Source organism: Streptomyces sp. NPDC004658, assembly GCF_040609555.1.
In the GTDB taxonomy this organism is placed as follows: domain Bacteria; phylum Actinomycetota; class Actinomycetes; order Streptomycetales; family Streptomycetaceae; genus Streptomyces.
In genome coordinates this window covers 1-10,681 of sequence record NZ_JBEXKG010000196.1, presented here as the reverse complement: position 1 = coordinate 10,681, position 10,681 = coordinate 1, and the positions used below count along the sequence as shown (strand labels likewise).

Genomic DNA, 10,681 nt, shown 5'->3' with positions numbered 1-10,681 from the left:
GGAACGGCGGGCCCGGCGGCCGAACCCCCCTGCGCCTGCTCCCGCTTGGTCTCGGCGCGTCCGCGCCGGCCCGTGAGCCACTGCCCGGCCCACTCCGGCGGCGGCGCGGCGGCCGGTACCGCGCCGTCGTCGCCCGCCCACAGCAGGAGCAGTCCGAGCGCGTGCTTGCACGGGAACTTACGGCTCGGACAACTGCACTTGTACGCCGGCCCGGCGGCGTCGGCCAGGTCCACCACCGTCTGGTACGGCCTGCTGCCGCTGCCCTTGCACAGCCCCCACACCGCCCCCTCTCCGCTGCCCGTCCCGGACCAGGGCCCGGCCGTCCCGAGTTTGCTCCCCGCCTTGCGTGACGCGGCGTCAGGAGCCAGTCCCAGCACCTGGTCCGCAGTCCAGCGCACCCCCTGCTCAGTCATGTCTCCGACGGTAGGTCCCGCCACTGACAATCGGCCCGGCGAGCACGTCTGTGCTGGTCAGAGCGATTGTCAGTGGCGTGGTGCACGGTGGATGCCAGATCCGAACCGGCCGAGCTGGAGGGGGCCTCAGCCATGTCTGTGTCCGTGGAACCGACGACCGCCGCACCCGACCGCGACGAGACCGCGCAGGCGCTGCGACCGCACGCCGAGCACGCCTTCGCGGCCGAACTCGCCGCGCTCGCCGCCCAGGACGACCGCCCGCGCCCGGCCCGCTGGAAGCTGTCGCCGTGGGCGGTGGCGACGTACCTGCTCGGCGGCACCCTGCCGGACGGCACGGTGATCACACCCAAGTACGTGGGCCCCCGCCGCATCGTCGAGGTCGCCGTCACCACGCTCGCCACCGACCGCGCCCTGCTCCTGCTCGGCGTGCCCGGCACCGCCAAGACGTGGGTGTCGGAACACCTGGCCGCCGCCGTGAGCGGTGACTCGACGCTGCTGGTGCAGGGCACGGCCGGCACCCCGGAGGAGGCGATCCGGTACGGCTGGAACTACGCGCAGCTCCTCGCCCACGGCCCGAGCCGGAACGCGCTCGTGCCCAGCCCCGTCATGCGGGCCATGGCCGAGGGCATGACGGCCCGGGTGGAGGAGCTGACCCGCATCCCGGCCGACGTGCAGGACACGCTCATCACGATCCTGTCCGAGAAGACCCTGCCCATCCCCGAGCTGGGCGAAGAGGTCCAGGCGGTCCGCGGCTTCAACCTCATCGCCACCGCCAACGACCGCGACCGCGGCGTCAACGACCTCTCCAGCGCCCTGCGCCGCCGCTTCAACACCGTGGTGCTCCCGCTGCCGGAGAGCGCCGACGCCGAGGTCGACATCGTCACCCGCCGGGTCGAGCAGCTCGGCCGCTCCCTCGACCTGCCGGCCGCGCCCGACGGCATCGAGGAGATCCACCGGGTCGTCACCGTCTTCCGCGAGCTGCGCGACGGCATCACCGCCGACGGGCGGACGAAGCTGAAGTCGCCCAGCGGCACGCTGTCCACGGCCGAGGCGATCTCCGTCGTCACGAACGGCCTCGCGCTCGCCGCCCACTTCGGCGACGGCGTGCTGCGGCCGGGAGACGTCGCCGCCGGCATCCTCGGCGCCGTCGTCCGGGACCCGGCGGCCGACCGGGTCGTCTGGCAGGAGTACCTGGAGACGGTCGTCCGCGAGCGCGAGGGCTGGACCGACTTCTACCGCGCCTGCCGCGAGGTGAGCGCATGACCGGCACCGGCGGGAGCACGGCCCACGCCTGCGGGCCGCTGCTGCTCGGCGTACGGCACCACGGGCCCGGATCCGCGCGCGCGGTGCGGGCGGCGCTGGACGCCGCCCGGCCCGCCGCCGTGCTGATCGAGGGCCCGCCCGAGGCCGACGCCCTGATCCCGCTGGCCGCCGACCCGGGCCTGCGGCCCCCGGTCGCGCTGCTCGCGCACGCCGTGGACGAGCCCGGCCGCTCGGCCTTCTGGCCGTTCGCCGAGTTCAGCCCCGAGTGGGTGGCCCTGCGGTGGGCCCTGGAGCAGGGCGTCCCGGCCCGCTTCATCGACCTGCCGGCCACGCACACGCTGGCGTGGCGGAAGGAAGAGGGCGGGTCCGGCGCCGACGACGGGGACGGCGCCGGTGAGCCCGGGCCGGTAACCGACTCCGGGCACGGTGACCAGGTCCGCGTCGACCCCCTCGCCGTTCTCGCCGAGACGGCCGGGTACGACGACCCGGAGCGCTGGTGGGAGGACGTCGTCGAGCACCGGGGGCCGGGTGCCCGTGACCCCTTCGCGCCGTTCGCGGCGGTGGCGGAGGCCATGGGAGCGCTGCGCGAGCGGTACGGCGCCGGCGGACACCCCCGGGACCTCGTCCGCGAGGCACACATGCGGCTCCGGCTGCGGGACGCGCGCAAGGAGTTCGGGGACGCCGTGGCGGTGGTCTGCGGGGCCTGGCACGTGCCCGCGCTGCGGGAGAGGACGACGGTCACCGCCGACCGGGCACTGCTCAAGGGCCTGCCCAGGATCAGGACCGACCTGACCTGGGTGCCGTGGACGCATCGCAGGCTCGCCCGGTCCGGCGGCTACGGCGCCGGCATCGAGTCGCCCGGCTGGTACGCGCATCTCTTCCAGGCGCCCGACCGGCCGGTCGAGCGGTGGTTGACCAAGGTGGCCGGGCTGCTGCGCGAGGAGGACCGGATCGTGTCCTCCGCGCACGTCATCGAGGCCGTACGGCTGGCCGGGACCCTGGCCGCGCTGCGGGGCCGTCCGCTGCCGGGCCTGGGCGAGACGACCGACGCGGTGCGCGCGGTGCTGTGCGACGGCTCGGACGTGCCGCTGGCGCTGGTGCACGACCGGCTGGTGGTCGGGGACGTCCTGGGCGAGGTCCCGGAGTCGGCGCCCGCGGTGCCGTTGCAGCGCGACCTGGCCCGGCAGCAGCGGACGCTGCGGCTGAAGCCGGAGGCGCTGGAGCGCGAGCTGGAACTGGATCTGCGCGGGGACACCGACGCCGGCCGCAGCAGGCTGCTGCACCGGCTGCGGCTGCTCGGCGTCGGCTGGGGCGAGCCCGCCCGGTCCCGGGGGAGCACGGGCACGTTCCGGGAGACGTGGCGGCTGCGCTGGGAGCCGGAGCTGTCGGTGCGGGTCGCCGAGGCGGGCGTGTGGGGGACGACCGTCCACGCGGCGGCACGGGCCAAAGCGGAGGCGGACGCGACAGCCGCGCAAGCCCTCGCCGACGTCACCGCGCTCGCCGAGCAGTGCCTGCTGGCGGGGCTGCCGGACGCGCTGCCCGTGGTCATGCGGGTGCTCGCCGACCGGGCGGCCCTGGACACCGACGTCGGCCACCTCGCCCAGGCCCTGCCCGCCCTGGTCCGCTCCCTGCGCTACGGCGACGTGCGCGGCACCGACACCGGCGCGCTGGCCGAGGTCGCGGCAGGCCTCGCCGAACGCGTCTTCGTCGGCCTGCCCCCGGCCTGCGTCGCGCTCGACGCCGACGCGGCGGAGGAGATGCGCGGCCACGTGGACGCCGTGCACACGGCGGTAGGACTGCTGACGGAAAGCCTCGCCGGTGCGGTCCCGGGAAGCGGCGGGCACGGCGGCGGCGCGACTGGGGGAGGAGCAGGGGAAGTCACCGGGGGGCCTGCGGAGGCGGCCGGCGAGGACGCTCATGGGCCTGACGCCGTGGCCGGGGAGGGCGCCGGTCCGGCAGCGGGAGCGGCCGAGGGGAGCGCAAGCGCGACTGCGGGGACGGGCGGCAAGGAGGCCCGTGCGTCCGCCGCGCGGGGCGTGGTGGACGCCGGTGCGTCTGCCGGAGACGGTGGGCTGCGGGAGCGTTGGCGGGCCGTGCTGCGGGTGGTGTCCCTGCGGGACACCGTGCCCGGTGTCATCCGGGGCCGGGCCGTGCGGCTGTTGCTGGACGACGGGGCACTGGCGCCGGAGGAAGCGGCCCGGCTGATGGGGCTCGCGTTGTCGCCGGGCACGCCTCCCGCCGCTGCCGCCGCCTGGGTGGAAGGCTTCGCCGGTGGGGGGAGCGGGCTGCTGCTCGTGCACGACGAGCGGCTGCTGACCCTGCTGGACACCTGGCTGACCGGGGTTCCCGCGGACGCCTTCACGGACGTACTGCCGCTGCTGCGGCGCACCTTCGCGGCGTACGAGCCGGGGGTGCGCAGAACCCTCGGCGAACTGGTCCGGCGCGGCCCCGGAGGCCGGTCCGGTGGGGACACGGCCCAGGGAGCCGCGATCCCCGGTTTCGCCGCAGAACCGGACACCGGGCGTGCCGACGCCGTGCTCCCGGTGCTGCGGCTGCTGCTCGGTCTGGACGCCGGCCACGACACGGCGCCCGACACGGCGCACGGCTCGCCGCACGGCGTGAGCGTGGCGCGCGGCGCGCGGCACAGCGGGGTCCGTAGCGCGGCGCTCGACGCCGCGGACACCCGGCGGCCCTGCGCGACGCGCGCGGCGATACACGAGACGGCACCCGAATCCACGCACGGCGACTGCCTCACGGGGGTGGGCACATGAGGGACAGGACGGCCCCGACGGACGGCTCGGCCACGGCCGCGTCGGATGCCGGGAGGAACGGCTCGGCCACGGCGGTGACGGCTGCGGCGGGGGACAGCTGGGCCACGGCCGCCAGGGCTGCCGCGAGGGACAGCCTCGGCACGAGCGCCACGCCGGCCCCGACAGACGGTTCGGCCAGGGCGGCTACTCGGGGCAGTTCGGCCACGGCGGCCGCAAGCGAAAGCTCCGCCATGGCCGTCACGAGGGACAGCCACGCCACGCCGTTCCCAGCACCCCCGACGGACGGCTCGGCCACGGCCGCGTCGGATGCCGGGAGGAACGGCTCGGCCACGGCGGTGACGGATGCCGCGGGCGCCGCGGCGGTGCCAGGGGTCGCCGGGGACGTGGATCCCGGGCGGGAGCGGCTGCGGCGGTGGCGGATGGTGCTCGGCGGGGACCAGGCCGACGGCACCGGGTACGCGCTGTCCGGGCGGGACGCGGCGATGGACGGCACGCTGGCCGCGCTCTACGGCAGGGGCGACAAGCCGCAGACGGGCCGGGACCGGTCGGCGGGGCTCGGTGCCTCGGCGCCGTCCGTGGCGCGCTGGCTCGGGGACATCCGGCGCTACTTCCCCTCCTCCGTCGTCCAGGTCATGCAGCGCGACGCCATCGACCGCCTCGGTCTCGCCTCCCTGCTGCTGGAGCCGGAGATGCTGGAGGCGGTGGAGGCCGACGTACACCTGGTCGGCACGCTGCTGTCGCTGCACAAGGCGATGCCGGAGACGACCCGGGAGACGGCCCGCGCGGTCGTGCGCAAGGTGGTGGAGGACCTGGAGAAGCGGCTCGCCACCCGCACCCGGGCCACGCTCACCGGCGCCCTGGACCGCAGTGCCCGCATCACCCGCCCGCGCCACCACGACATCGACTGGAACCGCACCGTCGCCGCCAACCTCAAGCACTATCTGCCGGAGTACCGCACGATCGTGCCGGAGCGGCTCGTCGGCTACGGGCGGGCCGCGCGGTCGGTGAAGAAGGAGGTCGTGCTCTGCATCGACCAGTCCGGGTCGATGGCGTCGTCGGTGGTGTACGCGTCGGTGTTCGGCGCGGTCCTCGCCTCCATGCGGTCGCTCAGCACCCGGCTGGTCGTCTTCGACACGGCGGTCGTCGATCTCACCGACCAGCTGGACGACCCGGTCGACGTGCTCTTCGGCACCCAGCTGGGCGGCGGCACGGACATCAACCGGGCGCTCGCCTACTGCCAGGCGCGGATCACCCGGCCGGCCGAGACCGTCGTCGTGCTGATCAGCGACCTCTTCGAGGGCGGTATCCGGCAGGAGATGCTCAAGCGGGTCGCGGCGATGAAGGCGTCGGGGACGCAGTTCGTGGCGCTGCTCGCGCTGTCGGACGAGGGGGCGCCCGCGTACGACCGCGACCACGCGGCGGCGCTGGCCGCGCTCGGCGCACCGGCCTTCGCCTGCACGCCCGACCTGTTCCCCGAGGTGATGGCAGCCGCGCTGGAGAAACGGCCGCTGCCGATACCGGAGACGGCGTGACACCGGGCCCGACGGGGCACCCGGTCTGCGGAGTGGGTGGCGCGTACAGCTCCGCGGGGTGGCCGGCCCGGGTGGCCGAAAGCCGTCGGATCGTCCGGGCGGAGCCCCACGGAACGGGGCGGGTGGTCCCCATTGGGGTGGGGATCAAGCGCCCCGGCCCCGGGGCGACCCGGGGCCGCCAGGGGGTCTCACCGGGTCGACCCCAGCCCGGTGAGGCCTCGCACAACGCCCGTACCGCACGCGGAGGCGGCACGCTGTGCCAGGGAATCCGGCATCATGTGACAGGTATCACCGCTCAGGTGTGACCCGCGATTTAGAGGGCCCCCGCAAGCAGCGATAACCTGCGAGACGGACATGCCGCGCGCTCGGACACCGTGTGCGCTTCCCTAGTGACAGCGGACGTCACGTTGCCCTTCGCGGCACGCCCACGCATCCAACGAACCGCGAGATCACTGATAGGGACGGAAGCGCGTGGACCTGTTCGAGTACCAGGCGAGGGACCTCTTCGCCAAGCACGATGTACCGGTGCTGGCCGGTGAAGTCATCGACACGCCTGAGGCGGCGCGCGAGATCACCGAGCGGCTCGGCGGCAAGTCCGTCGTCAAGGCGCAGGTGAAGGTCGGTGGTCGCGGCAAGGCCGGCGGCGTCAAGCTGGCCGCCTCCCCGGACGAGGCCGTCGCCCGCGCGACGGACATCCTCGGCATGGACATCAAGGGCCACACGGTCCACAAGGTCATGATCGCCGAGACCGCTCCGGAGATCCTCGAGGAGTACTACGTCTCCTTCCTCCTCGACCGTGCCAACCGCACCTTCCTGTCCATCGCGTCCGTCGAGGGCGGCATGGAGATCGAGGAGGTGGCGGCCACCCGTCCGGAGGCCGTCGCCAAGACCCCGATCGACCCGATCGACGGTGTGGACGAGGCCAAGGCCCGCGAGATCGTGGAGGCCGCCAAGTTCCCGGCCGAGGTCGCGGACAAGGTCGTCAACGTCCTGATCAAGCTGTGGGACACCTTCATCAAGTCGGACGCCCTCCTCGTCGAGGTCAACCCGCTCGCGAAGGTCGCCTCCGGTGAGGTCATCGCCCTCGACGGCAAGGTGTCGCTCGACGACAACGCCGAGTTCCGTCACCCCGAGTACGAGGCGCTCCACGACAAGGCCGCGGCCAACCCGCTGGAGGCCGCCGCCAAGGAGAAGAACCTCAACTACGTCAAGCTCGACGGCGAGGTCGGCATCATCGGCAACGGCGCCGGTCTCGTCATGAGCACCCTGGACGTCGTCGCGTACGCCGGTGAGAAGCACGGTGGCGTCAAGCCCGCCAACTTCCTGGACATCGGCGGTGGCGCCTCCGCCCAGGTGATGGCGAACGGCCTGGAGATCATCCTGGGCGACCCGGACGTCAAGTCCGTCTTCGTGAACGTCTTCGGTGGCATCACCGCCTGCGACGAGGTCGCCAACGGCATCGTGCAGGCCCTGAAGCTCCTGGAGGACCGCGGCGAGAAGGTCGAGAAGCCGCTCGTCGTCCGCCTCGACGGCAACAACGCCGAGCTGGGCCGGAAGATCCTCACGGACGCCAACCACCCGCTGGTGCAGCGCGTCGACACCATGGACGGCGCGGCCGACAAGGCCGCCGAGCTGGCCGCCGCCAAGTAAGCACGAGGACGAGGACTCAAACCACCATGGCTATCTGGCTCAACAAGGACAGCAAGGTCATCGTCCAGGGCATGACCGGCGCCACCGGCATGAAGCACACCAAGCTCATGCTCGGTGACGGCACGAACGTCGTGGGCGGCGTGAACCCGCGCAAGGCGGGTCAGACCGTGGACTTCGACGGCACCGAGGTACCCGTCTTCGGCACCGTCAAGGAGGCCATCGAGAAGACCGGCGCGAACGTCTCCGTCATCTTCGTGCCGGAGAAGTTCACGAAGGACGCGGTCGTCGAGGCCATCGACGCCGAGATCCCGCTGGCCGTCGTGATCACCGAGGGCATCGCCGTGCACGACACGGCCGCCTTCTGGGCGTACGCCGGCAAGAAGGGCAACAAGACCCGGATCATCGGCCCGAACTGCCCCGGCATCATCACCCCGGGCCAGTCGAACGTCGGCATCATCCCGGGCGACATCACCAAGCCGGGCCGCATCGGCCTGGTGTCGAAGTCCGGCACGCTGACGTACCAGATGATGTACGAGCTGCGGGACATCGGCTTCTCCACCGCCGTCGGCATCGGTGGCGACCCGATCATCGGCACCACGCACATCGACGCCCTGGCCGCGTTCCAGGACGACCCCGACACCGACCTGATCGTGATGATCGGTGAGATCGGCGGCGACGCCGAGGAGCGCGCTGCCGCGTTCATCAAGGAGAACGTGACCAAGCCGGTCGTCGGTTACGTCGCGGGCTTCACGGCGCCCGAGGGCAAGACCATGGGTCACGCCGGCGCCATCGTCTCCGGCTCGTCCGGCACCGCCCAGGCGAAGAAGGAGGCCCTGGAGGCCGCCGGCGTCAAGGTCGGCAAGACCCCGACCGAGACGGCGAAGCTGGCCCGGGAGATCCTGAGCGCCTGAGCTTCCGGCTCCGCGGACCGGTAGGCCCGTCCCCTCGCCCGGGGCGGGCCTACCGGCGTTTGCGGACCGGCACCGCTCACCTCGGATCCGGTGCCAGTCGCTCCGGCCCGCTCGCCTCCGACCGGTGGAGCTTCGTCCGCAGTTTCTGCTCCTGCCGGGACAGCGGGCCGAGGCCGGCCGGCGGGGGAACGCCCTGCACCGCCTGGGCGGGGGCGACCGGGGCCTCGTAGCGCGTCGGCGCGGTGCGGAGCGTGAGCGTCGTCGCCCCGATGATCGTCACGGTGAAGGCGATGGCCGCCCGGGTCCAGAAGACGTTCCGGCGTTCGGAGCCGGTCCGTACCGTCGTCGACTTCTCCGCGCGGAGCCGCTCCCTGGAGGCCAGTTCGAGCATGCGGCGGTGCAGCGTCTCGGGATCGGCCAGCTCCGGCAGCAGCGCGGCCACCGCCTCCCGGGCGTGGATCAGCCGGTTCGCGGCGGCCGGCGTGCTGGCCTCCGTCTCGGCGGCCGTCTCCGGCAGGTCGAGGCCCACACCGTCGTACAGGACGAGCGTGCGCCGGTACGACGCCGGCAGTCCGAGCAGGGCGTTCAGCAGCGCATGGTCGGCCGGGTCGGCCGGAGGGGGTTCCGGGGAGCGGTAGCGGGGGCGGAAGCGGTGCCAGGGGGAGAGCGCGCAGTCGTACGCGACCGCCCGCACCCAGCCGGCCGGGTCCCGGTCCCGGGCCACCTCGGGCCAGCGCTGCCAGGCCAGCTGGAAGGCCCGCTCCACGGACTCGCGGGCCAGCTCGCGGCGCCCGGTGAGCAGATAGGTCTGGCGCACGAGGGCGGGGGCGCAGAAGGCGTACAGCGCGTCGAAGGCCTGAGCGGGGGTCAGGGAGGGCGCCTGTTCGGCCGTCAGGCACGCCTTCTGCGAGGTCTTCTGAGGGGCCGTCGGCTCGGGGCTCTGTGTCGTCACCATGCACCCTTCTGTACGAAAAAGAACATAAACGTATATTGAGCGACACTTCGGAGGTTCGCCTGTTACGACGGGAAAGCGCGTGTCGTTGGGAGCATGGCGAGCGTGATCCAGACGACCGTTCGCCGCTCCTCGCTGTCGCCCATGGCCCACCGGATGCGCGACCGCTCACCCGGACTCGCCGCGAGCCTGCTGAGCGGTGCCGTCGCGGCCGGACTGGGCCTCGCCTCGTTCGCGGTGCTCGTGATGATGCTGTGGGTCAGCTCGCCCTATCCGGACAGCGGACCCGACGGCGCGCTGCACATCGCCGCCGCCCTGTGGCTGCTGGCCCACGGCGTGGAACTGACCCGCACCGACACGCTCTCCGGCGCGCCCCTGCCCGTCGGCGTCACCCCGCTGCTGCTGCTCGCCCTGCCGCTGTGGCTGCTGTACCGGGCGGCGCGGGACGCCACCGACGCGCCCACCGAACCGGACGGACCGCCACCGGTGCGGGCGCGCACGGCGTGGACGGGCGTGGTCCTCGGCTATCTGGGGGTCGGCGCCGCCGCCGCGGTGTACTGCACCGGTGGGGAACTGCGCCCGCAGTGGGGATGGGTGACGGTGTGTCTGCCGCTCGTCGCGGCGGGCGCGGCCGGTGCCGGGGTGTGGTCGGCGTACGGCCGTCCGCGCGAGCCGGTGCTGAGCGTGCTGGCGGTGGTGCCGGGACCGGTGCGGCGGCTGGTGTTCGGCACGGACGAGTGGGCGCGGCTGGGCGCGGCCGTCCGCGCCGCCGGTGCCGCGACGACGGTGCTGTTCGGGGGCGGCGCGCTGCTGGTCGGGGTGTCACTGGTGTGGCACGGCGAGCCGGCGCGGGCCTCCTTCCTCCAGCTGACGGAGGGCTGGACGGGACGGTTCGCCGTACTGCTGCTCGGTATCGCGCTGATCCCCAACGCGGCGGTCTGGGCCGCCTCCTACGCGCTCGGCCCCGGTTTCCTCCTCGGCGCCGGACACCTGGTCCACCCGTTCGCCTCCGACCCGGCACCGCTGCTGCCGCCGTTCCCGCTGCTGGCCGCGGTGCCGGAGCCGGGCGCCGGTACGCCGGAGAACTGGGCGGCGGGACTGGTGCCGGCGGTGGCCGGGATGACGGCGGGGTGGTTCGTGGCGCGGGCGGCCGTGCACCGGCCGGAGGCCGGGGGTCCGGCGCGGGCCC

General features: G+C 73.8%; 9 protein-coding genes. 6 read left to right on the top strand and 3 right to left on the bottom strand.

The window, feature by feature from the left end:
• Positions 1–413, bottom strand: a 413-nt coding sequence (locus tag ABZV94_RS36460) for an SWIM zinc finger family protein (protein ID WP_356348393.1), incomplete at its 3' end; no start/stop codon positions are given.
• Between the two features lie 132 nt (positions 414–545).
• On the opposite strand from ABZV94_RS36460, the gene ABZV94_RS36455 reads away from it, so the two are divergent.
• Both ABZV94_RS36455 and ABZV94_RS36450 read left to right on the top strand, forming a co-directional pair.
• On the top strand, positions 546–1,676 hold the full coding sequence (locus tag ABZV94_RS36455; RefSeq protein ID WP_356348391.1) for an AAA family ATPase: 1,131 nt from the start codon (positions 546–548) through the stop codon (positions 1,674–1,676).
• Positions 1,673–4,447, top strand: a complete 2,775-nt coding sequence (locus tag ABZV94_RS36450) for a DUF5682 family protein (protein WP_356348389.1) — start codon at positions 1,673–1,675, stop codon at positions 4,445–4,447. The genes ABZV94_RS36455 and ABZV94_RS36450 overlap by 4 nt, the downstream gene beginning before the upstream one ends.
• On the opposite strand, the gene ABZV94_RS36445 is transcribed toward ABZV94_RS36450, so the two are convergent.
• Positions 4,428–4,679, bottom strand: a complete 252-nt coding sequence (locus ABZV94_RS36445; protein ID WP_356348387.1) for a hypothetical protein — start codon at positions 4,677–4,679, stop codon at positions 4,428–4,430. The two genes, ABZV94_RS36450 and ABZV94_RS36445, sit on opposite strands and share 20 nt — an antisense overlap.
• Before the next feature lie 187 nt (positions 4,680–4,866).
• On the opposite strand from ABZV94_RS36445, the gene ABZV94_RS36440 reads away from it, so the two are divergent.
• From ABZV94_RS36440 to sucD, 3 genes are all read left to right on the top strand, one after another.
• Positions 4,867–5,979 carry a VWA domain-containing protein gene (locus ABZV94_RS36440; RefSeq protein WP_356348400.1) on the top strand — a complete coding sequence of 371 codons (1,113 nt, stop codon included), beginning with the start codon at positions 4,867–4,869 and terminating at the stop codon, positions 5,977–5,979.
• Between the two features lie 471 nt (positions 5,980–6,450).
• The gene (gene sucC / locus ABZV94_RS36435; RefSeq protein ID WP_031024595.1) at positions 6,451–7,629 is read left to right on the top strand and encodes an ADP-forming succinate--CoA ligase subunit beta; all 1,179 of its coding nucleotides are present in this window, start codon (positions 6,451–6,453) and stop codon (positions 7,627–7,629) included.
• Positions 7,630–7,655: 26 nt separating this feature from the next.
• Positions 7,656–8,540 (top strand): succinate--CoA ligase subunit alpha, encoded by an 885-nt coding sequence (sucD, locus tag ABZV94_RS36430; RefSeq protein ID WP_103817658.1) that lies wholly within the window; start codon positions 7,656–7,658, stop codon positions 8,538–8,540.
• Between the two features lie 76 nt (positions 8,541–8,616).
• Here the strand turns inward: sucD and ABZV94_RS36425 are convergent, their stop codons facing one another.
• A complete protein-coding gene (locus tag ABZV94_RS36425) occupies positions 8,617–9,492 on the bottom strand; it encodes an RNA polymerase subunit sigma-70 (protein WP_356348398.1) in 876 nt (291 codons plus the stop codon).
• A 96-nt stretch (positions 9,493–9,588) separates the two neighbouring features.
• Here ABZV94_RS36425 and ABZV94_RS36420 point away from each other — a divergent pair.
• Positions 9,589–10,681, top strand: a 1,093-nt coding sequence (locus tag ABZV94_RS36420; RefSeq protein WP_356348384.1) for a DUF6350 family protein, incomplete at its 3' end; no start/stop codon positions are given.